The 24,817-nt window shown below is 71.9% G+C and carries 27 protein-coding genes; 11 read left to right on the top strand and 16 right to left on the bottom strand.

Features of this window, described 5'->3' with window-relative positions:
• The first annotated feature begins 169 nt into the window (after nucleotides 1-169).
• On the top strand, nucleotides 170-442 hold the full coding sequence (locus tag ACWDCZ_RS23060; RefSeq protein ID WP_449816855.1) for a hypothetical protein: 273 nt from the start codon (nucleotides 170-172) through the stop codon (nucleotides 440-442).
• Between the two features lie 31 nt (nucleotides 443-473).
• Here the strand turns inward: ACWDCZ_RS23060 and ACWDCZ_RS23055 are convergent, their stop codons facing one another.
• The 3 genes from ACWDCZ_RS23055 to ACWDCZ_RS23045 form a co-directional block, all read right to left on the bottom strand.
• On the bottom strand, nucleotides 474-851 hold the full coding sequence (locus tag ACWDCZ_RS23055; protein WP_049660939.1) for a nuclear transport factor 2 family protein: 378 nt from the start codon (nucleotides 849-851) through the stop codon (nucleotides 474-476).
• Between the two features lie 348 nt (nucleotides 852-1,199).
• Nucleotides 1,200-2,111 carry a hypothetical protein gene (locus ACWDCZ_RS23050; RefSeq protein WP_449816854.1) on the bottom strand — a complete coding sequence of 304 codons (912 nt, stop codon included), beginning with the start codon at nucleotides 2,109-2,111 and terminating at the stop codon, nucleotides 1,200-1,202.
• A 154-nt stretch (nucleotides 2,112-2,265) separates the two neighbouring features.
• A complete protein-coding gene (locus tag ACWDCZ_RS23045; protein WP_449816853.1) occupies nucleotides 2,266-3,765 on the bottom strand; it encodes an alpha/beta hydrolase family protein in 1,500 nt (499 codons plus the stop codon).
• Between the two features lie 374 nt (nucleotides 3,766-4,139).
• Between ACWDCZ_RS23045 and ACWDCZ_RS23040 the strand changes: the two genes are divergently transcribed.
• Nucleotides 4,140-5,483 carry a sensor histidine kinase gene (locus ACWDCZ_RS23040; protein WP_449816852.1) on the top strand — a complete coding sequence of 448 codons (1,344 nt, stop codon included), beginning with the start codon at nucleotides 4,140-4,142 and terminating at the stop codon, nucleotides 5,481-5,483.
• The gene (locus tag ACWDCZ_RS23035) at nucleotides 5,480-6,142 is read left to right on the top strand and encodes a response regulator (RefSeq protein WP_449816851.1); all 663 of its coding nucleotides are present in this window, start codon (nucleotides 5,480-5,482) and stop codon (nucleotides 6,140-6,142) included. Before ACWDCZ_RS23040 ends, ACWDCZ_RS23035 begins: the two co-directional genes overlap by 4 nt.
• A 112-nt stretch (nucleotides 6,143-6,254) precedes the next feature.
• Here ACWDCZ_RS23035 and ACWDCZ_RS23030 read toward each other — a convergent pair whose 3' ends face one another.
• Entirely contained in the window at nucleotides 6,255-6,653 is a 399-nt protein-coding gene (locus ACWDCZ_RS23030) for a hypothetical protein (protein WP_375874268.1), read from the bottom strand.
• Between the two features lie 206 nt (nucleotides 6,654-6,859).
• Between ACWDCZ_RS23030 and ACWDCZ_RS23025 the strand changes: the two genes are divergently transcribed.
• On the top strand, nucleotides 6,860-7,387 hold the full coding sequence (locus ACWDCZ_RS23025; RefSeq protein WP_074006322.1) for a ferredoxin: 528 nt from the start codon (nucleotides 6,860-6,862) through the stop codon (nucleotides 7,385-7,387).
• A gap of 290 nt (nucleotides 7,388-7,677) precedes the next feature.
• On the opposite strand, the gene dacB is transcribed toward ACWDCZ_RS23025, so the two are convergent.
• The 4 genes from dacB to ACWDCZ_RS23005 all read right to left on the bottom strand — a co-directional run bounded on the left by dacB (nucleotide 7,678) and on the right by ACWDCZ_RS23005 (nucleotide 12,350).
• Nucleotides 7,678-9,324, bottom strand: a complete 1,647-nt coding sequence (gene dacB / locus ACWDCZ_RS23020; protein WP_449816850.1) for a D-alanyl-D-alanine carboxypeptidase/D-alanyl-D-alanine endopeptidase — start codon at nucleotides 9,322-9,324, stop codon at nucleotides 7,678-7,680.
• A gap of 77 nt (nucleotides 9,325-9,401) precedes the next feature.
• Entirely contained in the window at nucleotides 9,402-10,169 is a 768-nt protein-coding gene (locus tag ACWDCZ_RS23015) for a DUF4097 family beta strand repeat-containing protein (protein WP_449816849.1), read from the bottom strand.
• A gap of 103 nt (nucleotides 10,170-10,272) precedes the next feature.
• Nucleotides 10,273-11,613: an FtsX-like permease family protein gene (locus ACWDCZ_RS23010; RefSeq protein ID WP_375874271.1), complete on the bottom strand. Its 1,341-nt coding sequence runs from the start codon at nucleotides 11,611-11,613 to the stop codon at nucleotides 10,273-10,275.
• On the bottom strand, nucleotides 11,610-12,350 hold the full coding sequence (locus ACWDCZ_RS23005; protein ID WP_181970363.1) for an ABC transporter ATP-binding protein: 741 nt from the start codon (nucleotides 12,348-12,350) through the stop codon (nucleotides 11,610-11,612). Before ACWDCZ_RS23005 ends, ACWDCZ_RS23010 begins: the two co-directional genes overlap by 4 nt.
• A gap of 150 nt (nucleotides 12,351-12,500) precedes the next feature.
• Between ACWDCZ_RS23005 and ACWDCZ_RS23000 the strand changes: the two genes are divergently transcribed.
• Together ACWDCZ_RS23000 and ACWDCZ_RS22995 are read left to right on the top strand one after the other, a co-directional pair.
• Nucleotides 12,501-13,667: a histidine kinase gene (locus ACWDCZ_RS23000; protein ID WP_449816848.1), complete on the top strand. Its 1,167-nt coding sequence runs from the start codon at nucleotides 12,501-12,503 to the stop codon at nucleotides 13,665-13,667.
• Nucleotides 13,664-14,368 carry a response regulator transcription factor gene (locus ACWDCZ_RS22995; RefSeq protein WP_449816847.1) on the top strand — a complete coding sequence of 235 codons (705 nt, stop codon included), beginning with the start codon at nucleotides 13,664-13,666 and terminating at the stop codon, nucleotides 14,366-14,368. Before ACWDCZ_RS23000 ends, ACWDCZ_RS22995 begins: the two co-directional genes overlap by 4 nt.
• 185 nt (nucleotides 14,369-14,553) lie before the next feature.
• Here the strand turns inward: ACWDCZ_RS22995 and ACWDCZ_RS22990 are convergent, their stop codons facing one another.
• The 5 genes from ACWDCZ_RS22990 to ACWDCZ_RS22970 all read right to left on the bottom strand — a co-directional run bounded on the left by ACWDCZ_RS22990 (nucleotide 14,554) and on the right by ACWDCZ_RS22970 (nucleotide 17,117).
• On the bottom strand, nucleotides 14,554-14,667 hold the full coding sequence (locus ACWDCZ_RS22990) for a DUF397 domain-containing protein (RefSeq protein ID WP_449816846.1): 114 nt from the start codon (nucleotides 14,665-14,667) through the stop codon (nucleotides 14,554-14,556).
• Between the two features lie 239 nt (nucleotides 14,668-14,906).
• Nucleotides 14,907-15,248 carry an ASCH domain-containing protein gene (locus ACWDCZ_RS22985; protein WP_449816845.1) on the bottom strand — a complete coding sequence of 114 codons (342 nt, stop codon included), beginning with the start codon at nucleotides 15,246-15,248 and terminating at the stop codon, nucleotides 14,907-14,909.
• 47 nt (nucleotides 15,249-15,295) lie between these two features.
• On the bottom strand, nucleotides 15,296-15,763 hold the full coding sequence (locus ACWDCZ_RS22980) for an NUDIX hydrolase (protein ID WP_049653651.1): 468 nt from the start codon (nucleotides 15,761-15,763) through the stop codon (nucleotides 15,296-15,298).
• A gap of 66 nt (nucleotides 15,764-15,829) precedes the next feature.
• A complete protein-coding gene (gene cyaB / locus ACWDCZ_RS22975) occupies nucleotides 15,830-16,393 on the bottom strand; it encodes a class IV adenylate cyclase (RefSeq protein ID WP_449816844.1) in 564 nt (187 codons plus the stop codon).
• A gap of 193 nt (nucleotides 16,394-16,586) precedes the next feature.
• Entirely contained in the window at nucleotides 16,587-17,117 is a 531-nt protein-coding gene (locus ACWDCZ_RS22970) for a GNAT family N-acetyltransferase (RefSeq protein WP_449816843.1), read from the bottom strand.
• Nucleotides 17,118-17,234: 117 nt separating this feature from the next.
• Here ACWDCZ_RS22970 and ACWDCZ_RS22965 point away from each other — a divergent pair, with 117 nt between their 5' ends.
• The 3 genes from ACWDCZ_RS22965 (at nucleotide 17,235) to ACWDCZ_RS22955 (ending at nucleotide 19,873) form a co-directional block, all read left to right on the top strand.
• Nucleotides 17,235-17,894, top strand: coding sequence for an HAD family hydrolase (locus ACWDCZ_RS22965; RefSeq protein WP_449816856.1), 660 nt, complete (start codon nucleotides 17,235-17,237; stop codon nucleotides 17,892-17,894).
• Nucleotides 17,895-17,922: 28 nt separating this feature from the next.
• On the top strand, nucleotides 17,923-18,456 hold the full coding sequence (locus ACWDCZ_RS22960; RefSeq protein ID WP_074001131.1) for an NUDIX hydrolase: 534 nt from the start codon (nucleotides 17,923-17,925) through the stop codon (nucleotides 18,454-18,456).
• A 184-nt stretch (nucleotides 18,457-18,640) separates the two neighbouring features.
• Entirely contained in the window at nucleotides 18,641-19,873 is a 1,233-nt protein-coding gene (locus ACWDCZ_RS22955; protein ID WP_449816842.1) for a helix-turn-helix domain-containing protein, read from the top strand.
• Nucleotides 19,874-20,132: 259 nt separating this feature from the next.
• On the opposite strand, the gene ACWDCZ_RS22950 is transcribed toward ACWDCZ_RS22955, so the two are convergent.
• Nucleotides 20,133-20,474, bottom strand: coding sequence for an ASCH domain-containing protein (locus ACWDCZ_RS22950; protein WP_449816841.1), 342 nt, complete (start codon nucleotides 20,472-20,474; stop codon nucleotides 20,133-20,135).
• Nucleotides 20,475-20,491: 17 nt separating this feature from the next.
• Nucleotides 20,492-21,946, bottom strand: coding sequence for a helix-turn-helix transcriptional regulator (locus ACWDCZ_RS22945; RefSeq protein ID WP_234348460.1), 1,455 nt, complete (start codon nucleotides 21,944-21,946; stop codon nucleotides 20,492-20,494).
• A 343-nt stretch (nucleotides 21,947-22,289) separates the two neighbouring features.
• Between ACWDCZ_RS22945 and ACWDCZ_RS22940 the strand changes: the two genes are divergently transcribed.
• Together ACWDCZ_RS22940 and ACWDCZ_RS22935 are read left to right on the top strand one after the other, a co-directional pair.
• Nucleotides 22,290-22,724, top strand: coding sequence for an ATP-binding protein (locus ACWDCZ_RS22940; RefSeq protein WP_079271803.1), 435 nt, complete (start codon nucleotides 22,290-22,292; stop codon nucleotides 22,722-22,724).
• A 14-nt stretch (nucleotides 22,725-22,738) separates the two neighbouring features.
• The gene (locus ACWDCZ_RS22935; protein WP_449816840.1) at nucleotides 22,739-23,290 is read left to right on the top strand and encodes a hypothetical protein; all 552 of its coding nucleotides are present in this window, start codon (nucleotides 22,739-22,741) and stop codon (nucleotides 23,288-23,290) included.
• Nucleotides 23,291-23,461: 171 nt separating this feature from the next.
• Here the strand turns inward: ACWDCZ_RS22935 and ACWDCZ_RS22930 are convergent, their stop codons facing one another.
• On the bottom strand, nucleotides 23,462-24,721 hold the full coding sequence (locus tag ACWDCZ_RS22930; protein WP_449816839.1) for an RICIN domain-containing protein: 1,260 nt from the start codon (nucleotides 24,719-24,721) through the stop codon (nucleotides 23,462-23,464).
• Nucleotides 24,722-24,817: the final 96 nt, after the last annotated feature.

Raw genomic sequence — 24,817 nt, 5'->3', positions numbered from 1 at the left:
AGCCGCCCCGCCCCCCCGCCCCGCGGCCCACCCCGGGGCCCACGCCGACCACGGCCCGCCGACCCCTCCCCCCCCGGCCCGGCGCCGGGCCGTTCGCTGTCACCGGGGGCGGTGGGCAGGGGAGTCGGGGGTGTATGTTCGCACCCAGCCGTCCAGAAGGGCGAAGGCCATGGGGATCTCCACGCACGCGATGGTGCCGCCGCTCCTGGTGGCCGCACTGGTCCTGCTCGCCGTCAGACTGGCCCGACGGCACCGCGCCGGTGCGCCCGTAGCGCTGCTGCCACGGTCACGTCCGGCCCGCGCCGTCGCAGCGGCCGTCATCGCCCTGGTGATGCTCTCCGGAGCGCTGACCGGAGACCCCTGGTCGGCGGTCGTCCCCGCCCTCATGCTCGGCGGCCTGACCGGCGCCCTCGTGGACCTCCGCTACGGCTCCCCGCGCTGACGCCCGCCCGCGGCGCTGCCCGCACGGTTCGTCAGGAGGCGGACGGCTCGATCTCCCCGGCGAAGACGATGACCTGGTCGATGAGGCTCCGCCGCAGGTGGACGACGTCCGTTCCCGCCAGGCGGGGGCCTCCGTCCGGCGTGGTGAAGACCCACTGGTACCGGGCCCACTCGCCGGGCATGTCCACCGCCGAGCAGCGCGTCATCGTGCCGGTTCCCGCCGGGTGGCGCCGGATGTCCAGCACGAACTGCTCGACCGCCGCGATTCCCTCGCTGCGGCCCAACGGCCCCCAGAAGACCACGTCGGAGGTCAGGGCCTGGGAGAGCAGGGCCGTCACATAGGTGTCGTCCGAGGCGTTGAACGCGGAGATGAACGTGTCGATCGCGGAGCGTGCCGTCTCTTCCTGCATACCCCAGTAATACCAGCCGCTGCGCGTACGGATCAGGAAGAGGGCGAGTACCAGGACGGCAGCACCCACGCGGTACCCCGTGCCGCCCCGGGCTTCCGCCCTTGATCCGCACGCCGCCGCCCCGGTTTCGAAAACCGGGGTGGCGCTGGAGCCAGTGGGTGACCAACCGGCTTTCCGCGGAGGACTCGGCGGTCCGTCCCGTGATGGGACCGCATGCGCCGCACGCCCGCCGGAACCGCGCCACCGGGCTCCCCGCCCGCGCAAATCCCCGGTGGGGAGCGGTACATGGCCTCCAGGGTGTTCGCAGAGGGGTTCCGGCAAGGGGCGGAGCGGCACACGCCTCCGGGCTCAGCGGCAGGTGGCAAGGCCGCCCGGGTGCGGGCCGGCCGCCCGGGCGGCCCGCAGCGCCGCCCTGGCACGGGCCGCGCCGGGGCGGATGGCCGCCTCGCCGCCGCCGACCGCGACGGGGCGGGGGGCGAGGCCCGCGCAGGGGCCGCAGATGCCGGGTTCGGGCACCGGGTCGTGGCACGCCGCGCACTCGGCGTACCGAAGTGCCCCGGTCCGTACGGTGCTTGGGGCGGGCGGCAGCTTGTGCTCCAGGCGGTGACGGAGGACGGCGACCGCCGAGTGCATCGGGGCGGGCAGGCCCGGCAGCAGGGCCTGGGCGAGGTCGGCGGCGGTGCTGCCGCGTTCCAGCCACCGGGCGACCAGGGGCGCGAGTGCGCGGGCTTCGGCCTCGCCCAGGCGCAGTCGCGGCTCGGGGCGGATCACCCGGAACAGCGTGGCGACCGCCTCGCGGAGCTGCTCGTCGGACTGCCCGCCCGTCCGCCCGTCCGCTTGCCCGTCGGGCGGTTCGGAGGGCGATTCGGCGGGGAGGGTGGGTTCTTGGTGCCGGTCCTTTGAAAGGGTGTCAGCGCGGCCGGTGCTCGCTCCACCGGGGACCGGGCGGGTGGTACTCGGCGCTGCGGCCCGAGGGACGTCGTAGACGTGGGTCTCGGTGATGATCGTGCCGTCGGGCAGGCGGATCTTCTCGACCCGGTAGTACCCGGCGTCGGCCAGCTCCTTCAGGGCCCTGCGGACCGCGCCGCGCCCCTGGGGGCTGGTGTCGGCCATGTGCCGGCCGTCCTCGCGCCAGCCGTCGGGCCGGGAGAGGAGGTCCGCGAGCAGGCCCCGGGCGGTGTAGGAGAGCCGTCGGTACTGGAGTACGGCGTTGGGCAGCACGGTGAAGTTGCGCACGGGGGCGCTACGATGGACGCGCATCGGGAGTGTCAGCTCCTGTTGCCGGACCCCGGGGTGTTACCAGCACCGCCGGGGTCGCCTGTTTTCGGTTGGATTACGGAACGTACCACAACGGTCACGCACAGAACGGGCGTTCGCGACAACTGCCCTGATGGGGGCGCTCCGTCACCCGGCGTCAGCCGGGGGTGCCCGGGCGGTGGACGGTGAGGTCGCCGTAGGAGCGCAGGGCGCCGGCCGGGTCGCCGGGCTTGTCCCGCAGGACGGCGTCCAGGAAGGCGAGGGTGGCCGCGGCGACGGTGCGCGGGCCCCCGGTGCGGCCCAGGGTGCCGACGAGCGAGGGCACCGGCGGCAGGTACAGGGGGCCGTCCATGAAGGTGAGGTGGGCGGCGCCGGGGACGGTGAGCCGGTAGCTCGGCGCGGTGCTGGAGTCGAGCGCCTCGGTGAGGCGGGGCAGGTAGCGCGGGTCGCTGTCCGGGGTGATGGCCTGGGTGAGCGCGAGCGTCGGCCGGTCGAGGGCGGGCGCGGTGGGGCCGTGGGGGTAGCCGTCCAGGTCGACGACGGCGGCGAAGCGGCGGTCCTGCCGGGCCGCCTGCAGGGCGGCGGCACCGCCCATGGAGTGGCCGGTCACCGCGACCCGGCCGGTGTCCAGGCGTCCGGTCAGCGGGTCGGCGATCCCGCCGCGCTCCAGCGCCTCCAGCTGGGTGAGGACGAAGCCGAGGTCGCCGGCCCGGACGGCCGTCCAGCCGGCCGCCAGCTCGTCGTCCTTGTCCCGGTCGCCGCTGGAGGCGGTCTCGGTGCCGATCGTCCGGCCGTCGGCGAGGACGACGGCGGCGGAGTCGTACGGGTGGTCGAGGGCGGCCACCACGTAGCCGTGGCTGGCCAGTTCCTCCGCCCACGCGGTGTTCTGGGTGCGCACCCCGCCCGACCCGGGGGAGAACAGCACGACCGGGAACCGCTCGCCGCCGCCGGCCACCGGGGCGTCGAAGACCGAACGGCTGCGGGCGCGCGGGACACCGTCGACCAGGAAGCCCGGCAGGCCGACGCCCCGGGCGAGGGCCCCGGAGACGGTGCGCGCCTCCTGCGCGGTGCGTCCGAGGTACTGGGCCCGCTGCGCGCCCGCGGGGATCTTCCCAGCGGGGTACCAGAGTTGGACCACGACGGTGCGCAGGTCGTTCGGGTCGGCGGTGAAGGTCTCGGGGCGGTGCGGGTCGGTCCACTGCACCACGCGGGTGCCGACCGCGAAGCCGCCCGACGGCTCGGGGAACACCGGTACGGGAAAGGCCCAAGCGGCCACCGGGCCCGTGGCGATCAGGCCGACGCAGGCCGCCGACCCCGGCAGCGCCAGCCACCAGCGGGCCCGCCACGCCGGCCGTCCGGTACGGCGGCGCAGCGGTCGCAGCAGGGGAGCGAGGGCGAACGGCGAGGCGAGGGCGGCTCCGGCCAGGACCGGCAGGAGCTGCCAGCGGATGCCCGCCACGCCCAGCGCGATCGCGCACGGCACGAGGACCGCCCCCGCCGCGATCGTGGCGCGCGGGCGGGCGGCGGGGGGCAGCCAGCGTGCCGTCACCAGCGCGAGGGCGGCCAGCAGGGCGAGGATTTCCAGGGGGGACATGGGCAGTCCCGGGATGATCTCGGTCACCTGGCCATGCTCGGCGCCGGGCGCGCGCCGCCGCATCGGCCACCGGTCGCCGCCGCGTGCCACCGGGGGCGCGGTCCGCGGCGGTCCGGGTACGACCGCGGTGGCAGCCGGGCAGGCCGGAGCGGCGGGCGCGCTGCGACCACGGGAGGTGGCGGGACTCCTCCTGCGGTCGTATGCCGGCGCGGTGCGATCAGACGGTGGGATCATGCGCCGCGCGGGGCCGGCGGCCTACCGTGACAGGGCCGCGGTACGTGCCGGGGCGGCGGCACGCACCCGGGGCCGCGCAGGCGTACGGTCCCCGTGCCCGACGTGCCGGACGTGCCGGACGTGCCGGACGTGCCGGACGTGCCCGACGTGCCGGACGTGCCGGACCCGGGGCCGCCTTGACGCCGAATCGACAGGGACGTGCGATGACCGAGGCGGCCGCCGAACCCGGCCACGCCCACCGGAACCAGGCGCCGGTGCGCGTCCGCGTGCGGGCCCGGTGGGCGAGGACAGCCGCACGGCTGACCGGCTACGCCGACCTCGCCTGCGCACGAGCCGCACGAGCCGCACGAGCCGCGCGACCGCTGAGAGCCGCCGCGCGCTGGCGCTCCCGGCTGCCGCCCACCGCGTGGGACGCCCTGCTGGCGACGCTCCTGCTCCTCAACGTCGCGACCACCCGCGCACCGCACGAGCTGCCGGTGGCCGCGGCCCTCACCGCCGCCCTCACCCTGCCCCTGCTGTGGCGGCGCCGGGCCCCGCGCACGGTGTTCGCCGCCGTGGCGGCCGCGGCCCTCGTCCAGTGGCTGACGGGCGTCCAACTGCCCGCCGACGTCGCCCTGTTGGTGGCCCTCTACACGGTGGCAGCGGCCTCGAGCCGGCGCGGCACCCTCGTCGCCGGCGCCGCCGTGGAGGCCGGGGCCCTGCTGGCCTGCCTGCGCTGGTCGACGGACGGCGCGTTCCTGGCCCCCTTCGTCGCGGTCACCGCGCTGGCCGTCGCCGCCGCCGTCCTCGGCGTGAACGTGCGCACCACGCGCGCCTACCTCGCCGCCCTGGAGGAGCGGGCCGCACGCCTGGAACACGAACAGGAACAGCAGGCGCGACTGGCCGTCGCCGAGGAACGGACGCGCATCACCCGGGAGATGCACGACATCGTCACCCACAACCTGTCCGTCATGGTCGCGCTCACCGACGCCGCCGTCTACGCCCAGCACCGGTCGCCCGACAAGGCCACCACCGCGATGCTCCAGATCTCCGAGACCGGCCGGCAGGCCCTGACCGACATGCGCCGCTCGCTGGGCGTCCTGCGCACCGACGAACCGGACGCGCGGCGCCACCCGCTGCCCGGCATCGCCCAACTGGCCGCCCTCACCGACCAGATGGGCGCCGCCGGGCTGCCCACCGGCCTCGACGTCCACGGCGGCCACGCCCACATCCCCGCCACCGCCCAACTCACCGTCTACCGCCTGGTACAGGAAGCCTTGACCAACACCCTCAAGCACGCACCCGCCGGCACCCGCGCGACGGTCCGGATCCACTGCGCGGCCGCGGCCGTCACCGTGGACGTCACCGACACCGGCCCCCACCCGCCCCAGCCCGCCACCGCCGCCGCTGCCGCTTCCGTCGTCGTACCGCCCGGCCACGGCATCCCCGGCATGCGCGAACGCTCGGCCGCCTACGGGGGCACACTGCACGCCGGACCGCTTCCCGACGGCGGCTGGCGGGTCCACACCCGCCTCCACCTCGACAGCGCCGGAGCGCCGCCCGCATGACGATCCGCATCCTGATCGCCGACGACGAAGCACTCCTCCGGATGGCCTTCGGCACCGTCCTGGAAGCCCAGCCCGACATGGCACCGGTCGGCGAAGCCGCCGACGGCGCCCAGGCCGTACGCCTCGCCCGCGAACTGCGCCCCGACGTCGTCCTCATGGACGTCCGGATGCCCGGAACCGACGGCATCGAGGCGACCGGGCAGCTCATCGCGGCCTGCCCGCAGAGCAGAGTGCTCATCCTCACCACCTTCGACCTGGACGAGTACGCCTTCGCCGGACTCAACGCCGGAGCCTCCGGCTTCCTGCTGAAGAACGCCCGCCCCGAGGAACTCCTCACCGCGATCCGCAACGTCGCCGCGGGCGACGCCGTACTCTCCCCGCGGATCACCCGCCGCCTCCTGGACAACCTCCGCCCGCACATCCCCGACGGCCGCGACCCCGACCACGACGAGCGACTGAACCGGCTCAGCACCCGCGAACGCGAGGTACTCGTCCAGGTCGGCCGCGGCCTGTCCAACACCGAGATCGCCGCCACCCTGCACCTCGCGGAGGCCACCGTGAAGTCCCACCTGGGCCGCATCCTCCACAAGCTCGAACTCCGCGACCGCATCCAAGCCGTGGTCCTCGCCTACGAAACCCGCCTCATCCACCCGACATGACCCGCCCCCCGGTACCCACCCCGCGCGGGAAGTCGGCCCAGTCGACTTCCCGCGCGGCCGAGGCCAACGCCCTGGCTGTGGAACGCCCACCGGCGTGCCGGCTGGAGGTCGTTCAGCTGTCCGGGCCGCAGACGGCGCCGCCGGGCTGCCGGCGGGAGTACCGGACTATGGCGCCCTCAGAGGTCGTTGGCTTGCTGCCGTCGGCGGGAGTGAGGGTGTAGAAGACCATGATGGAACCTTCGGTGACGGCGTTGAGGACGCCGTCCCATGGGATGGCGTAGTCGACCGTGGCGGTGTCAGCGGCGATGTTCACGACGCCCTGGACTGCCGCGGCCGGGGTCTGCCCTTGGAAGTCGCTGCAGACCGTGACGTCGAAGGTGAGCTTGTCTCCGGCCTTGAAGGGGATCCGGTCCACCCTGACGAGGACACCGTTCCAGGGCTTCTGCCGGCAGGTGATCTCGCCGGGAGGCTCCTCATGGGGGAATTCCGGGATGTCGAGCTCGACCGACATACGGGCTCCTGGTCGTTGAAGGGCTGAGACGGCAGCTCGGACTCCCGCCCCGGGATCATGGAGCAGACGCCGGTTCGAGGGCAGCCGGTTTTCGTGCGCCCGGTCTCTCGTCCCGACACAGCGCCGACCGCGGCCGAGGCGAGCCCGGGGGACCGGGAAGTCGCCCTCCCGTCGTCGAGCTCGAACGGATGCCCTAGTCTCGGCTGATGACGCTCTACTTCGACCCGATGGCCATCCTCGGCAAGGACCGTGACGCCTTCCGAGGCCGTTGGGAAGACCGACTGTGGCTCAACGTTCCCGGGCCCTTCTACGGCGGGGAGACCGATACCTGCTGGACGGGACGGCTTTCGGCACCCGCTCACGTTCTCTACGGAGGCAGATACCTCAGCGAGTACGTCTACCGCCAGCCCAGAACGCCTGCGGACACGGCCCTGCTGGTCGAGGCGGCAGACAACGACCCGTTCCTCGGGTACGGCTGCGATGGCGACTCGCGATGGACACCGCAAACGGTCCGGGAGTGGTGGCGTGACCGCGGCCAGGTCGTGCAGTACCTCTCCGATCAACGGAGCACATGGGAGGAGAGCGATGTCCGGGCAGGCCAGGGCGTAGCCGCTGCCGTCCGCGACTTTGAGCTCTACATCGCCGGTGGCCTGGCAACTGACCTGCGGATCTACCTCTACTGGCTGGAAGAGCGGCGATCCCCCGCCCCCGTTGACCGGTTGCCCGAGCTGTAGCGTCACGCAGCGAGCGCGTGGGCTCGCCGGGACCAGGCCGTCGCCTCGCCGTACGGATCCCGGCCTCCCGGACCCAGGGCATGACCGACCGTCGGGAGATCGTCGCAGGCGTCGCGGTCACCGGCCTGCCCCAGGCGCTCGCCCGGTGGCCCTGGACCGACAGGTCCGGCATCTCGCGAAGATCGACAACCGATGGCAAGGTCATGGAAGACGGACCTGCGTCATGCCGCCGCCGGTAGACGCAACGGCGTTGGAGTCCCGGTCGTCTTCGAACCAGGTCAGGATGGCCTTCACGCCTTGGGCGACGTGTAGATGGTGGCGGCCATCGCTCCCAGTTGCTTGTTGGCCTTGAGTGCGAGGTCGATGGCATCGCTCACGGAGTCGCTGGGCACCGGGATGTTGTTCACGTAGATCGCGAAGGCGTAGCGGTGGCCGTCCTTCGCATCGATGTAGCCTGCGAGCGCCTTCGTGCCGAGGGCCAGCTTGCCCTGGTAGGGGCTGACCAGGGTGCCGGTCTTCGCGCGGATGTGTCCTGCGGCGGGGTCGGTGCGGTCGATGACGTCGGCGAGCGAGCCGTCGACGCCCATGTTCGGCATGGAGTCGTAGAAGACGTCGAAGTCGTCCTGTCGTGCCAGGTGCCGCAGCAGCGCCACCTGGGCGGTCGGCGTCGCCCTGTCGCCGGGGAGGCCCTGGGCGTCGACGAGGCTCACCGAGTTCGGGTCCACTCCTGAGCGGGCGAGGAACTCCTTCTCGGTCTTCATGCCGTCCGCATAGGTTCGTTGCCCGTTGTGTGCCGCCATCAGCGGCGGCAGCAGGTTCGCCCCGAGGTTGTGGCTGACCTTGTTGATCAGCTTCGCGTACTCCTTGAAGGGCGGAGAGGTGTAGGTCGCCGATACGGGCAGCGAGTTCACTTCCGCCGACGGGGGGAGCCTGCTGTCGGGGTTCGCTCCCAGCGAGGGGGCGGACACGCTGACGCCGTTCCTGGCGAGTGCCTCGATGAGGACGGAGCGGGCGAACGCCGCCGGGTCGGGGACCTGGTAGGTCGTCACGAAGGGGGCCTTCGCGTCCGCGGGCACGGAACCCCGGACCCGGATGTGACCGGGGCTCACGCTTTCGGTCGTCACCGCCGGCTTGCTTCCGGCGGGTGTGGTCGTCACCTGCGCGTCGACGCCGAAGGCGGCCGTCTTCGGGCGCCAGTCGACCTTGGCCGGCTCACCGGGTGCGCCCGGCGTGATGAGCACGTCGATCAGGTTGTCGTTGACGACGGTCGGGGTGACCGGCAACCCGCCGATCGACACCGGATCCCAGAGTCGGTTGTCGATCACCACGTCGCCGTCGACGTGGCGGACTCCGCTGGCCGCGACCTGTCGGGCCAGCTCGTTGACGCCCGCCAGCGGGTCCTCTGCGGTGATGGTCGCCATGCCGGGGACGGCGTTGGCGTCGTAGTGGTCGAAGTCGGGGACGTCCAGTCCGCCTGACGCGGTGGTCCGCCCGCCGAGTGCCAGGTCGCCGTTCCCGACCAGGATGAGGTCGCCGGAGAGCCGCCCGTCCGCGGAGACCGTACCCGAGTGCACCACGGGCGTACGGAAGCGATGGTCGTCACCCAGGACGTCGAGCGCGGCACCGACCGCGAAGGTCTTGGCCGTCGAACCGGTCATGAACCGGGAATCGGCGCCCTTGGACTGGACGACCTTCCCGGTCTGCAGATCGGCGACCTGCAGGCCCCACTGGCCCGACGACCACGGCGCGGTGCTCATGAGCTTCTGCAGGTCGGCGCTCACCCGTGCGGCACCCGGTGCGGGAGAGGCCGAGTCGTCCGTGGAGTCGTGGGAGCACGCCGTCATCGCCACGGCGGCCGTCATCGAAGCGGCGAGCGCCAGGGCGGTACGCCGCCGTACCCGAGGGGCCTTGATTCCGGAGAGGGAGTTGCTTGGCATTCGTTCTTTCCTGTTCGACTTTCCTGTTCGGCTTTCGCGCTCGATCGAAGGGTTCCGGCCCGGTTGCCGCGCGGCGGTCAGGGCTTCCCGCCCTTGCCGATGGCGATGCTGCCGTTGCGGGTCCGGACGGCCACGGAACGGCCGCTCGCGTCGTCCCGCGCGACGTTCACGGTGACGTCGCCCTTCTTCGCGGCCGTGCGGACCGCGTACGTCGAGTCCGGCAGGCCCAGCTCGACGTCGCCGTCCCTGCTCTGCACGTCGACCAGGTCGGGCACGGCGGCCAGGCGCAGGTCGACGGTGCCGTTGCGCGAGGTGACGCTGACGGACCGGGCGGAGATCCCGTCGCCCTTGATGCTTCCGTCGCCGCCTTGCAGGGCCAGCTTGGCTCCGTGGAGGTCCGACAGCCGGACGTCGCCGCCGGCGGTCCGGGCCGAGAAGTCCGCGGTGAAGCCGGTGGCCTCGATGCGCCCCTTGCCGCTCTCGGCGGTGACGGCGACGGCGCGCGGCACCTTCACGGTGTACTTCGCGCCGCAGCCCACCGAGATCCCCGTGCAGTCCAGCGAGAGTGTGAGCGTGCCCCCTTCGAGCTGCCAGCCGGACCCCACCTTCCCGCCGACCTTCGTGCCGCTGACCCGTCGTTCCACCTGAACGTCCTCGATGTCGGCGGCCACCAGCGCGAGGTCGGCGGAACCGGAGTCGACGGTCAGGCTGCCGCCGGCGAAGTCGAAGGACTTCGATTCCACGGTCGCGTCGGCCGAGGCGCCGTCCGTGGTGCAGGCCGTGGCGGCGAGGCCGAGGAGGGCGGCTCCGCCGAGGGCGAGAAGCGTGCGGGTGGTCGGTTCCATCGGGTTCTTCCTTCGTCAACGAGCATGAACGGGCAAGGTGGTGCGGGTTCCCGCGCCCCGGTTCACGAGCGCAGTGCCCGGTTCGCGAACGCCGCGCCCCGGTTCACGAGCGCAGCGCCCGGACCGCGACCGTGCGCGACACCCGGGCCGCCTGCAGGACCAGCGCGAGGCAGGTGGTGACCAGCGTCGCGGCGGCGAGCGCCCCGAGCGTGGCCCAGGGGAGGCCCGCCAGGACCCGGACGGCGTCGGTCCGGGCTCCGAGGGCGGTGGTGAGGCTCGACACGGCGACGAACAGCGCGCCGAAGACGATCGCCGTCCCCGCGTAGATCGCCCCCTCGTAGACCATCGACCGGGTGACCACGCCCGGCCGCGCACCGGCCACCGTCACGACGGCGCAGTCGCGGGCGCGCTCCCGCCCGACGAGGGCGATCACGGCGAGGCCCCCGACCCAGGACACGACGAAGACCCAGCCCAGCACGACCAGGATGTTGTCCAGCCCGGCGTTGCCTCCGGGCATGACCTTCCCCATCACCAGGAAGAGGCCGACGAACGACAGGGAGAGCGCGAAGGGCAGCACCGTGGTGACGCTCCTCGTCGCGCGGGCCCGGCACGACTGCACGGCCAGGTGCCAGGCGACGCCGCGCGAGGGCACCAGCGCCGTCCAGAGCCTCATCAGCGGGGTGAGCACCCACGGCCCCATGAGCAGCAGCAGGCAGAGGAGGAAGAGGTTCCCGGCGAACGCGAAGGCCGTCCGCTGGGCGAGCCCGCCCTCGAGTTCGAGGCCCAGGCCGGGGATCCACATCCCGACCACGCCGGCGAGCAGGCACAGGGCGAGGGCAGCGCGGGCGACGCCCGGCCGCGCCGGGGGGTCGGAGAAGTCCCGGAAGGCGCGCATCTCCGGCGTCCTGGCGGCCCGCCGGGTGACGCCCCAGCCGCCGAGCAGGCACGGAACCAGTCCGAACAGCACGCTCACGCCGACGTACCAGAACCGGAACCCGGCCGAGGCCCCGTGCAGTTCGAGACCCGTCCCCTTCCACTGCGCGAGGGCGACACCAGCGACCAGCAGGGCGAGCGGTGCGGCCAGCGCGCCGGCCACCGCGCCCAGCACCACCGTCTGCGTCCGCAGGACGAACCTGACCCGGTGGCGCGGAATCCCGAGGATCACCCACAGGGCGTGCTCGCGCCGCTGTGTCGTCAGCGTCAGGCCGACCGCGGAGGCGACGACGCCCACGGCGGCGAGCACGGTGAAGAAGACGATGTTGCCGCCGAGGGCGATCGACGCGGAGACCATCCGTGCGTCACCCGCCGCCCGCGCCGCCGAGACGGCGGTGAACATCGCGATGGCCGAGCCCGCCGAGCACGCCGCGCCGACCGTGGCGCACAGGAGCGTCCACCACCACATCGACGCCTGCAGGCGGATGTCCGACAGCACGAGCCGGATCACGACTCCTCCCCGCCCGCCTCGTCCGCCGACTGCGCCGAGAGGACGGCGTCGCCCACCGCGCGGGAGTCGCCACCGGGGATGACGGCGTGTACCCGCCCGGACCCCATCACCACGACCTGATCGGCCCGCGCGGCCGCGTGGGGGTCGTGGGTGACCATGAGCACCGTGCTCCCCTGCGCGGGAAGCGCCTGCAGCCAGTCGAGCACCACATGACCCGACTTGAGGTCGAGCGCACCCGTCGGCTCGTCGGCGAAGACGATCCGCGGCTGGTTCGCCACCACCCGGGCCACCGCGACGCGCTGGCGCTCGCCACCGGAGAGGCGGTCGGGGCGTCGCCGCGCGTGCTTGGCGATGCCGAGCCGCGCCATGGCGTCCTCGACCCGCGCCCGGGGCACCCGGCGGCCGGCGAGCCGCGCCGGCAGGGCGATGTTGTCCTCGACCGTCAGCGAGCTGACGAGGTTGTACTCCTGGAAGACGAAGCCGATGTTCTCGCTGCGGAACGCGGCCTGCTTGCGGGGGCTGAGCGAGCGGACGTCCGTCCCGAGGATCTCGACGGACCCCGCGGTCGCCCGCTCCAGCCCGGCCGTGCAGAGCAGGAGCGTCGACTTGCCCGAACCGGAGGGGCCGACGACGGCGGTCAGCCGGCCTTCGGGAATCTCCAGGTCGATGTCGTGCAGGACGCGCGTCGTCTCGCCCCGGCGGCCGGGAATGGGGAATTCCGTCCGAAGGCCGCGCAAACGAATGCACGGCACGGGAGCGGCAGTGGGAAATGGCATGAATCAAGGAAAACAGGGCCGGGCAGTGGAGTGCACGGGAGCCTGCACTGCTATCGGAGGTAGACTTGGATCTACCGCCCGACCGGCCCGAACCGTGCGAAAATGTCGATCATGGCGCAGATCCGTGTTGCCCGGAGGCTGCTGACCGAATTCGTCGCAGCGGCCGCCTTTCCGATTCTCCTGATTTCCGTTCTCGCCGCACCGGTCTCGGTTCCGGTGGTGGCCGAACTGGACCGCTCCAGGGCGCAGTGGTGCGGAGTCCGGACGATGCCGCTGCGGCCCGCCGACCGCAGCTGGCCGCGGTGGGTGGCCGGCCGGCTGCGGACACGGTCGGTGTGGAGGACCGACCTGCCCGTGTTCGTCACCGCCGCGCTCCTGTCCGCGCTCTCGCTGCCGGTGGGCTTCTTCGGATTCCTCGGCGCCCTGGCGCTGGTGTTCTCCCCCGTCCTCTGGGGTTTCGGCATCGCCGCGGAAGTCGGCCCGTTCACCCCGGCCGCCCTGTGGGAAACCCTCGTGGCGGTGCCCGCGGGAATCGCCCTCGGTGCGGTCACCGTGGGCGCGCTGACCGGCGTCTCCCTGCTCCGCGACCTGCTCCTGCGGGCCTTCTCGGGGAGCCGGAACCCCGACCTGCTCGCGAAACTGGAGGAACTCCGCACCAGCCGGGCCTCGCTGACGGCGGCCTTCGAGAACGAGCGCCGGCGCATCGAGCGCGACCTGCACGACGGCGCCCAGCAGGAACTCGTCGCCCTCGTCATGCGCCTGGGAATCCTGGAAGCCGCGGCGACGGCCACCGAGCAGGAACGGATCGTCCAACTGGCCCGCCAGGCCCAGGCCCAGGCGGAGCGCGCGCTCGAACGGCTGAGGGAGACGGTGCGCGACATCCACCCCAGCGAACTGAGCGATCTCGGCCTCGTCGCCGCCGTCCGGGAACTGGTGGCCAGATCACCGTTGCGGGTCGAACTGACCAGCACCGGTACGGACGCCTGGCTCTCCTCGCCGATCGCCGCGGCCGTGTACTTCACGGTCTCCGAGGCCCTGACGAACATCGCCAAGCACGCGGGCGTCGGGAGCGCCCGGATCGACATGCGGTGCACCAAGGGCGGCGTCCGCGTCCGGGTGGGCGACGACGGCGCCGGCGGCGCGCGGATCAGCACCGGATCCGGGCTCTCCGGGCTGCGTGAGCGGATGCGGAGCGTCGGTGGGAACCTCGAGATCACCAGCCCGCCGGGCGGCGGAACGGAGGTCGTGGCATCCGCCCCGGCCCAACCCCCGTGGTGACGGAATTCAACAGGGAAAGCGATGGGAAATCGATTGTGAGAATCATCCTGGCGGACGACAGTCTGCTGATACGCGCCGGAATCCGGGAGATCCTGGTTTCCAGTTCCCACGACGTGATCCGCGAATGCGAGGACGCCGACGAACTGGTCGCCGCTGTCGACGGCCTCGCCGCCGCCGGAGCCGCCCCCGACCTGGTGATCACGGATGTCCGCATGCCGCCCGGGAACACCGACGACGGACTCCGGGCCGCGATCGACATTCGATCGCGGCACAAGGACCTGCCGGTCCTGGTCCTCTCCGCCTACGTCACGGGCCCGTACGTGCGCGAACTCCTGAACGGCCCGGGCGCCGACGGGGCGGTCGGCTACCTGCTCAAGGAGAAGGTGGGCAGAGTGGCGGACTTCCTGCGGGCCGTCGAGACGGTCGCCGGCGGCGGAGTGGTGATCGACCCCGAGGTGGTCCGCCACGTCACCCGCGCCGACCCGCCGCGGGGCCCGCTTGCCCGGCTCACGGCCCGCGAACAGGAGGTGCTCGCCCTCATGGCCGAAGGCCGCTCCAACGCGGAGATCGAGGCAGAACTGTTCCTCTCGGGCGCCGCCGTGGCCAAACACGTGGGGAACGTCTTCCTGAAACTCGGCATGCCCTCCGGCGAGGACAACCGCCGGGTGAAGGCCATCCTGACCTGGTTCGAATACAACTAGGACTTCAACGCCGTAGCGTCCACCGGCGGCGGCGTGCAGCAGAACGGTGCAGCTGATCCGCTCCGTGGCCGGACCCGGCCGCCGAGCATGGTCGCCTTGATCGGGAAGTAGGTGCTCTCCACCACGTCAGATGCTCGGCGGGGAGGACCCAGCCGAGCATCCGGCCGACCGGGGAGATCCTTGGTTCAGGCCTCGCCGAACTCGTCACTGGGGAGAGTGGTGACGAACGGTTCCCAGGCCTTGGCGGCAAAGATCAGGGCCGGTCCGTTCGGGTCCTTGGAATCGCGAACGGGCCTCACGTCGGGGAATCCGGGTGCCACCTCGACGCAGGTGCCCCGTTGTTGCCGTACCCGGACTTGTGCCAGCTGGCGTCGGTGCAGCGCGGATCACATCGAGCGAAGCCACCTTGGACAGAGACTCCGTCCGGAGCTGATCGTCGTGCTGTCGGATCGGGCCGCCCCACACCGCTCGCTCCTGGCTCCCGCGCAGGAAGTCGGCGGGGTCGACTTCCTGCGCGGCGAGGCTGGCCGTCCCCTGGTTACGGGGTGAGTCGCAGATGGATCGCGAGGACGCCGAGCTGCTCCTTCTCGGGTGGGTAGATCTCGCGGCAGGCGGTGAGGAGTTCGGTCCGGCTCATTCCCTCGGAGCCGATCGCCTCCGGGTCCTCGGTGTCGAGCATGGCGTCGAAGCTCGGGTACTCCGCGACGCCGGTGACGAGGGTGCGGCAGTGGGCGTCGCCGGATTCGAAGAGGAGGATCTGCCCCGGATGGATCCTGCGCATGCTGGGGTAGCCGACGCGTACCTCGATGGTCTTGGTGCCGGCGGCGATCAGGTCGAGGTAGGGGCGGCGGATCCGGATCACGCGTTCCTGGTCTGACATGGGGGCAGGTACTCCGCTTCTATGCCGGGTGAGGAGGGGGCGGGCGGTCAGCGCACCACGGGGATCGCCCCGGAGCGCCAGTCCGTCAGCCGCTTGCGGATGCTCGGCACCATCGCCAGCCTGTCCGTCTCGGCCGGGGTGAACCACGCGACCTCGTGGGACTCGTCGGACACCCGCAGCTCCCCGCCGACCGGGCGTCCGAGGAGGCAGACGGAGAACTCCTGGCGGACTTCGCCGTCGTCGTAGGCGAGGACGTGGCCCGGGTCGGTGTAGGTGCCGACGATCCCGGTGATCTCGACGTCGATGCCGGTCTCCTCGCGCGTCTCGCGGATGCCGCACCCGGCGATCGACTCGCCGATGTCCATCCGGCCGCCGGGCAGCGCCCACATCCCGTTGTCGGTGCGGCGCTGGAGCAGGACGCGGCCCGCGTCGTCGACCACGACCACGGACGCGGCCGGGACCAGCGAGTTCGCCTCGGGGGCGTTCGGGTCGTCCTCGTAGTCACGCCTGGGCATGGCCTGCCACCTCCGCAGTCGGGGCCGTCCGCATGTCATGCCCTTTCTCCCACAGTCCTCGACCCGTCAGGTGCGAGCCACGGCCACCGCGTCCGTGTACAGCTCCGTCGTCAGGTCGTCGTCACCGACCCCGAGATCGGCCAGCACGGCCCGCACGGTGTCGAGCGCCGCTGCGAGGCCGTCCTCGGCTGCGGCAGCGGTCTCGACCTCGATGAACGTCGCGTCGAGTTCTGGGACGTGGACGAGGGTGGCGAGGCACCGTCGGCCGTCGCGCTCGAAGGCGTGGTTGCGGCACCGCTTCTCGAACCGGATGCGCGGGGTGAAGCCGAGGCCGCGGATGATCTCGTGCACCGCCTCGGCGTCCTCCACCCGCGTCTCGGCCTCCCACTTCGACCCGGACGCCTCGTCCACCCGGGCGCCCTTGTACGTGAGCAGGGTGACGGTGTCGTCGGGCCCGTGCACGGTGCGGACCCGGAGCTCACGGTCGGCGCCCGTCAGACTGCCGTCCGGCGCGTCGTAGTAGGTGTCGCGGTAGACCTCGGCCCGGCCGGCACCGTACTGCTCCTCCAGCCGTGCGAGGACACGCTCGGGGTCGCGTACGACCGCCTTGAGCTCCGCCTCGATCACCATGCCGTTTCCTCCTTCAGATTCGGCCAACCTCGTACGGCAACAGGGGTGTTGTAGCTGCGCCATGCTCTCCCCGGCCCCGCCGCCTCGCGCAGGCGGGGCCGAGACAATAGGTCGATGGTCCGGCGCGATGCGGCGTGTGTGCAGTTGCGTGGTGGCCCTGGCAGGGACCCCGATGACGGTTCCCCTGGCAGGGTCAGTGGGTCGGACGGATCATCGCGGTCAGCCGGGGCGAGTCCGGCGAGGGCTGTTGGGCGTTGAACGCCTGGTAGCCCCAGGCCTCGTAGAGACGTTGGACTTTCCCGTCTCCGGCGAGCGGGTTCACCAGCAGCGTGACACGGCTTTCGGGGCGGCCGGCCAGCAGTGCGTCGTGGATGCGGCGGGCGGTTCCGCTGCCGCGCCAGGGGGTGCGGACGCCGATCTCCTTGATGGCCAGGGCCGGGGTGTCGGTGTATCCGTGGGGGAGGGGCTCGGTCATGCGCTTCCAGTACCGGTCGCCGGACGCGATGGTGTTGCCGTAGGCGTAGCCGACCGGCAGTTCGCCGTCGTAGCCGAGGGCGAGGACGAAGCCCCGTTCGGTGGCGTGCCGGTCGAGGCGTTCGGCGAACACGTCGACGCGGTAGTTCGGCAGGTGCAGCAGCGGGGCGCGCACGTCGGCGTAGACGTCCAGCAGATCCTGCCGGGCGTCGGGGGCCAGGGTTGTGTGGTGGCGGAGTTCGACGGTCACGCGGTGGTCCTCCAGGTGCGCCCGGCCCGCGGGGAGTGCGGTGGTGTGCAGGGGTGGCAGGTCATCGGGGGAGAGGATGCCCGGGGGGTGTTCTGGTCGCATTAGGCTGCGGTTGTGATGATCAAGGCTGTGGTGTTCGACGTTGGGGAGTGCCTGGTCGACGAGACCCGGGAGTACGGTACCTGGGCCGACTGGTTGGGTGTGTCGAGGCACACGTTCGTGGCCCAGCTCGGCGCGGTGATCGCGCAGGGCCGGGACTACCGGGAGACGTTCCAGGTCTTCGCCCCCGGCTTCGACCTCTCCGAGGAGCGCGAGAAGCGGGTGGCCGTCGGCCGGGCGGAGACCTTCGGTGAGGAGGACCTCTACCCGGACGTCCGGGGCGCCTTCGCTCAACTGCGCTCGGACGGCCTGTGGTTGGCGATCGCCGGAAACCAGACCGTGCGGGCCGGGGCGATCCTCCGCCGGCTGTTCACGGACGATGTCGACCTGATCGGCACCTCCGACGACTGGGGCGCGAGCAAGCCGGACCCCGCCTTCTTCGACCGCGTCGCCGAGGCGGTACCCGCCGAGCCGCACGAGATCCTGTACGTCGGTGACCGGCTCGACAACGACGTGCTCCCCGCCCGGGCGGCCGGGATGCGGACGGCGTTGATCCGGCGCGGCCCGTGGGGCTGGATCCAGCAGCACGACCCGGCCGCCGGGCAGTCGACGTTCCGGATCGACTCGCTGGCGGAACTCCCGGACCTGATCGCCAAGTTCAACGCCGCGGCGAGCTGAGCCGCCCCACCGAGACCATGAGGTGCGAGTGAGCAGTGAGTGGACCGTCCACGGCAGCCGTCCCGTCTACACCAGCGCGTGGGTGCGGCTCGACCTGGTCGACGTCGAGCCGCGCGGAAGGGCCCGGTACGAGCACCACCTGGTGCGATTCGCGCCGGTCGCGGCCGTCGTCGTGGTCAACGACCGGGACGAGGTGCTGATGATGTGGCGGCACCGCTTCGCGACGGGCACCTGGAGCTGGGAGATTCCCAGCGGCATCGTCGAGGACGGGGAATCCCTCGAGGCCGCAGCGGTCCGCGAGGTGTTCGAGGAGACCGGCTGGCAGGTGGACGAGGTCGAGGCCCTCGCCTATGTCCAGCCCATCGGCGGCATGAGCAACGCCGAGCACCACGTGTTCCTCGCCCACGGTGCCACCTACGTCGCACCGCCGGTGGACACCCACGAGGCCGACCGGATCGAGTGGATCCCGATCTCCCGGATCCAGGGCATGATCGACCGGCGGGAGATCGTCGCAGGCGTCGCGGTCACCGGCCTGCTCCAGGTGCTCGCCCGGCGTCCCTAGGAGGGCAGGGCCAGCATCTCGCGAAGAGCAACAGCCAGATGGCGGCGGGCCGCGCACGTCGGCGTAGCCGTCCAGCGGATCCCGCCGGGCTTCGGGGCCCGCGGCCCGTCGGAACGAGGTAGCTTCCCGGTGGTACCGCGGCCTCACGGACCGGGCAGGCGGGCGCGAGCGCGGGAGGGCTGCTGTGCTGGAGGAACGGGAGTCGATCGGCAAGCGGGTGCGGCGGGCGCGGCTGAGGTTGGGCATGACCCAAGCCGACCTGGCCGCCGCTACCGGAAGGACCCAGGGCTGGGTGTCGAAGGTCGAGAAGGGCACGATCGAGCTCGACCGAGCCGGCACCATCAACCAGATCGCGGCGGCGCTGCACTGCCACCCCAACGACCTCATCGAGAGGCCCTTCGTCGCGGGCAAGCCGTCGGAGAACCAGTGGCAGGTGTCGGCCGCCGCCATCCTGCGGGAGCTTCGCCGCTACGACCTCACGCCGGTCTTCGACGGCGCGCCCCGACCGTCGGCGGAACTCTGGCGCGAGACGGAGCGCCTGCACCGGCTCCGGGACGCGGCCGCCAACGTGGCCATCCTGAAGGTGCTCCCGGACATGCTGCGCGAAGCGCGTGCGCTGGCCGAGGTGTCCACCGGCCGCGAACGCGAGGAGGCGTTCGCGGTCTACGCGATCGAGTGCAAGTTCGCGCACACCGCCGCGCACACGCTCGGCCACCCCGAGCTGATCGCCATGGCCTGCGAGCGGGCCGCCTGGTCGGCCCGGCTGTCCGGCGACCCGGTGATGGAGGCGGTCGCGGACTGGATGCGCGTGTGGGACATGTGGGCCACGGCGGACTGGGACGACGCCCTGGCACTGTCCGACAAGGCGCTTCGCCTCGTCGAGGACCGCTACCGCGCCAACGACCCCCTGGCCGTACGGGCTTGGGGCGCCATGCACCTGCGCGCCGCCGTGTCCGCCGCCCGCGCCGGCCGGCGGACGGAGGCGGAGGACCGCATCCGGCACGCGTACGCGGCAGCCGAGTTGATGGACGGAAGCCGGGCCGAGCCCCCCTTCGACCGGCACTCGCTGACCTTCTCCAGTGGCAACGTCCAAGTCCACGCGGTGTCGGTCCAGTTGGAGATGGGCGACCACGCCAGGGCCCTGATCCTCAACGAGCGTGCCGACCCGGCGAAGGTCGCCGCCCTCCCGGCCTCCCGGCGGGGCCACCACCACATGGACCTGGCCCGCGCCTGGCTGTGGGACGGCAACCGCGACAAGGCGCTCCAGGCCCTGGAGGCGGCGGAGAAGACCGCCCCGCAGCTCGTGCGCAACCACCCGATCGCCCGTGCCACCCTGCGCAGGATCGTCTACGCCGAGCGCTCGGCCACCCGCGAGAAGCTGCGCCACATGTCCGACCGCTTCCACCTGGACGGATAGGGCGGCCGGGCGGTACCAAACCCACGGCCGCACTCCCGAGCGCCGGGCAGTCTGCCGATCCGCCGATCCGCCGTCACGTCGGATGCTCGGCTGGGAGGACCCAGTCGAGCATCTGGCCGGCCGACCAGGTGCTACGGCATGCTCCGGAAGTACTGCTGTCCGGGGAAGCCCTCAGTTCAGACGTCGCCGAATTCGCTCCTGGCTCCCGCGCAGGAAGTCGGCGGGGTCGACTTCCTGCGCGGGTGAGGCTGGCTCCTGGTTACGGGGTGAGTCGGAGGTGGATCGCGAGGACGCCGAGCTGCTCCTTCTCGGGTGGGTAGATCTCGCGGCAGGCGGCGAGGAGTTCGGCCCGGCTCATCCCCTCGGAGCCGATCGCCTCCGGGTCCTCGGTGTCGAGCATGGCGTCGAAGCTCGGGTACTCCGTGACGCCGGTGACGTGGGTGCGGCAGTGGGTGTCGCCGGATTCGAAGACGAGGGTCTGTCCCGGACGGATCCTGCGCATGCTGGGGTAGCCGACGCGTACCTCGATGGTCTTGGTGCCGGCGGCGATCAGGTCGAGGTAGGGGCGGCGGATCCGGATGACGCGTTCCTGGTCGGGCACGGGATGGTGTTCCTCTTCTATGCCGTGGAAGGGAGGGGAAAGACGGCGAGGCGCTCATGCAGTTCGCCGACGGCACCATGGCGGGGGTATCGGCGGGCGAGGTAGCCGGTGAGGTCGGTGGCGCGGGCGCGTACGGAGTCGACGACGCGCTCGGAATCCAGCGCCTGGTTGCCGAGGGCTACAGCGTTGTCGGGGTCGCCGAGCTGGGCGTGGGCGAGGGCCAGATCAATGCGGGCGATGGCCTCGCGGCTGGGCGAACGGGAAGCCGCCGGGGCGGACTCGTACACGGAGAGCGCGTGTTCTGCATGGCGACGGGCATCCTCGGCCTTGCCGAGCAGGATGCAGGCGGTGGCCGGGTAGGACGTGAGGGCATAGTCGGCGAGTGGCAGTGGGTCGAGGCCGAAACGGCGGGGGATTCGGGCGGGCAGGAACTGGTGGGCGTCTTGGGCGGCGCGCAGGGAGGACACGAAGCCCTCGGGATCGCCGTCTGCGGCCGAGGCGCGGGCGGCCTGGGCGTGGAGACGGACGGCGAGGGGGTGCGTGGCGGGTGCCTGGGTCAGGCCCTGACGAGCGGCAGCCAGTGCCCGATCAGGGCGGTGCTCGTAGAGGTTGATGGAGGCGGCGGCGTCCATGGCCCATCCGCACAGCTCACCGTGGCCGGCCTGCCTGCCGTGTACGAAGGCGTCGTTGGCGAAGGCGAGGCCTGCTCGAGGGCTACCGAGGTCATGGGCCAGCCAGGCAAGGAGTTCGGAGAGCCATCCTGCGTAGGCGAGGAGTTCGCGGCCCTGCTCGTGGGTGTGCTTCGCCTTCAACAGGGCGTCCACCTTGCGGCGGTAGTCGAGCGTTTCAGCGAACACCTGTTGCGGCGGCATCACGGAGTAGGCGTCGTTGAAGTCGGTGACCGCTAGCTCCAGGTGGTCGAGTGACCCGACGCCCAGTGAGCTGGCCTCAGCCTGACGCGTGAACTCCATGGCTTCGGCAGCAGCCTGGTCGAGAACCTGGGCGGCTGAGGTCGGGGCCGCGATCGTAAGACCCGTCAGCATGAGCGCGGTTCGACGCTTCGTGGCCGCCACCTCCTCCAGTTCCGCCCCCGCATGCGTGGAGGTGGTTCCTTCTGGGAGTGTCGCACCTTCCGGGCCGTCGGCTCGGAATGCCACGGGTGTGTAGTCGGCGGCCAAGCCCAGCTGGACGGGACTGGTCTGGAAGAGGCGGCAGAGCAGGTCCTGGTACTCAGGACTCGGCGCCTTGCCGGCCTCCCAGTCCTTCCAGGACCGTTCGGTGAGTCCGATCTTGCGTAGGCGTTCCCGGTCGACCAGGTCGTGAGCTTCCTGGACCGCCTCGGTGACAGTCCAGCCCACTGCCAGTCGGAAGGCCTTGAGGCGACGGTGCCCACAGTGCGCCTCGATCTCCTTGACGATCAGCTCGACCAAGTCGTACGGCACCTGTTCGGGGTTCCCGGCCTGACCGATCATCCGTTCTCTCATCCGGCGCCCGCACACGGCTGCGTGCGGGCCACCTTGTGATGCTGCGGCGACAGTCATGGGAGACATTTCCTTGCGTGGTGATTCCTGTGCGTCGGTGCGGCGTCATGCATGTCCGGACTCATTGCTGCTGGTTGGTCGAACCATGACCTCGTGCGATGGGTCTCTTCCTGCCGGAACCGGGCGATGGCCTCGCCCGATCGGGGCGGCGATCTCTCACTACCTGCGATCAAGCTGTAACGCCAGGCTACTGGGTGGCGCTGCATTAGGTGTACACAGCGTGATGTCGCGCTCCTTCTCGCATGTCCCCTCCCTGCTCCCTTCGAGGTCCACCATGCTCAAAGCCCGCCGGCCCCGCGCGTTCGTCGCGTGCCTCGACTCCCGCATCGAATCCACGCCTCTGGCGCGGTACTTGCTCCGGGCCTACCTCTCCGGGCTGCCGTCCGGCGACCGCTACGCCGACACGGCCGAGCTGCTCCTCGGGGAGCTGTTCGCCAATGCCGTCCAGCACTCCGACGGGCCGGACGACTGCCACATCGAGGTTCGCTTCGCCCTCGTCAACTCCCGGCTGCGGCTGGAGGTGCACGATGCCGGTAGCGGCCGTCCGTCCGTCCGCGTTGCCGCGCCCTCGGACGAGCGCGGGCGTGGGATGTTCCTCGTCAACGAGCTCGCGGAGCGCTGGGGTTGCTCCTCCCGGCCGGGTGGGATCGGCAAGTTCGTGTGGGTGCTCGTCGCCCCGATCCCCGCGCCCGTCCTCGTCAACGCCTGAGAGTCCGACTACTGATGAACCTCACGACCCTGGCGCGGCACGCCCTCTCCCGTGGCCGGACCCCCGCCGAGACGTATGCGCTCCTCGCCCGCCGTACCGGCAAGCCGCTCTCCTCCGCCCGCGCGGTGTGCCTCGCCCTCGACATCCCGCTCGCGGAGACCGGCCGCCGCCTGGACGAGTGCTACGACGCTCTCCTTGCCGACCCCTGGCCGGACTCCGAGACGGACACCGGCGAACTCCTCGAAGCCCTCGGGGTCTTCGACGTCCCCAAGTCGCTCACCGACACCGAACTCGCCGTCGTCGACCTGTTCCTGGCCGCCGTCGACGCCATGGGCGGCATCCGCGCCGGCCACCAGCACGGCCTGACGCGCTGGTTCACCACCGGCAACCTGACCACCGCGTACCTCTCGCTCGCCGCCGCCCGGCCCATGCCCCGTACCGGCGATCCCGTCCGTTACTGGTCCACCCTTGTCGCCGCCGGCGAACTCCTCACCACCACCGCCCACTCCGAGATCCGTGTCAAGTACGCCCTCGCGCACTGCCGCACCCAAGCCACCCGCGCCTGACTCCCGCGCAGGGCGGCCGGATCGGCCGAGCGCGTCCGCTGCCGCAGGCCTGGGGGCAGCGCGCGAAGGGCAGCTCCGGGCGGAGTCGGCAGAGGGAATGCGCGAGGGCAGGCTGAAGGCGGGTGCCGCCGTGGTCGGCGGCACCCGCGGGGATGGTGGTGCGGGCCCTGGTCAGGCCTTGACGAGGGCGTAGGTGCCGGTGCCGTCGGCCTTGCCCATGCTGTACTGGCGCAGGGGCTGGCCGTCGGCGTTGCGGTCGTGGCCGACCATGTGGCCGGTGTACTTGTTCTGGACGCCGATCTTGTCGCTGCCGGGGACGTCGCGGTAGAAGTAGAACCGCTGCAGGTCGTCGACCTTGCAGTCGGCCTGCTGCAGGATGGTGCCCTCGGTGGCGGCGGTCGCCTCCGGGACGGCCAGGCACTTGTTGGTCGAGCGGTTGATCAGGATCTGCTCCGCGATGCCGTTCGCCGTCGGGCCGCTGCACAGCTGCCACTGGTCTTGGCCCTGCGGCCAGCCCTGGGCGGCGGGCCGCAGCTGGATGTTGTTGCTGCCCCAGTCCAGGAAGCCGGGTGCGGACCAGAACAGCGCGCGGTCGGGTGTGGCGATCTTGTAGTTGGCCGTGTCGCAGGTGAAGCCGGGCGGCGCGGTGGTGCCGGGGAATCCGGGCCAGTCCTGCTTGACTCCCGAAGCCTTGGCCGGAGCGGCCGGAGCAGCCGAAGTGGCCGCATCGGTGCGGAGCGCGGCGGTGCAGCCCAGGATGTCCTGCGCCCGGCGCATGATGCTGTTCGCCGGTACGGCGTCCTCGCAGCGCACCGCGCCCTCTTCCAGGGTGGTGAAGGTGGTGTAGCTGCCCCCGCCGGGGCCCTCGACCCACTTGGTGGCGTACGTGCCGTTGCCCGTGTCGACGCGGTTGCAGTTCAGGCTGCCGTACTGGCCGGTGACCTTCCGCGTTCCCTCGTACAGGGCGTAGTAGCCGGGCTTCTGGAAGTTCCAGGTGATCGACTTCGACTCGGTGCTGGTCGTGGAGGACTCCAGTTTGACGCTCAGCTTCGCGCTCGCCTCGACCTTGGCGAGGGTCGCGATCTCGAAGTTGCCCGTGATGGAGGCGTCGAGGCCGACCGAGACCGTCACCACCGACTGGGTGGTGGCCGTCACCGTCTGGGAGCCCGTCGCGCCGTCGGTGACGTACCAGCCCTTGAAGTGGGTGATCGTCGGGACGACCTGGAGGGACTTGATGAACGGGTAGCGCTTGCCGAGGTCCGCGGCCGTACAGGTGTCGCCGAGCGCGGGGTCCCCGGCCACGGCGGCGGCCGTCCGTGCCGGGGTGGCGGCCGCGGCCGGGGCCATGGCGGCCATGGTGCCGAGCGCGGAGGCCGCGGCGAGGGCGACCAGCCCCGCGCGCCGGCGTCCGGATGAGCGTGAGTGACGCATCGTTGTTCCCCCCTGGCGTCCGGACTCCGCGTCAGGACAGGCGGGAGCCCGGGTGGTGGTGTGGTCGGTGTGGTGGTGCCGGTCGCAAACGAACAT

This window comes from Kitasatospora sp. NPDC001225, from assembly GCF_053597855.1.
This window is presented reverse-complemented; position numbering and strand designations above follow the sequence as displayed.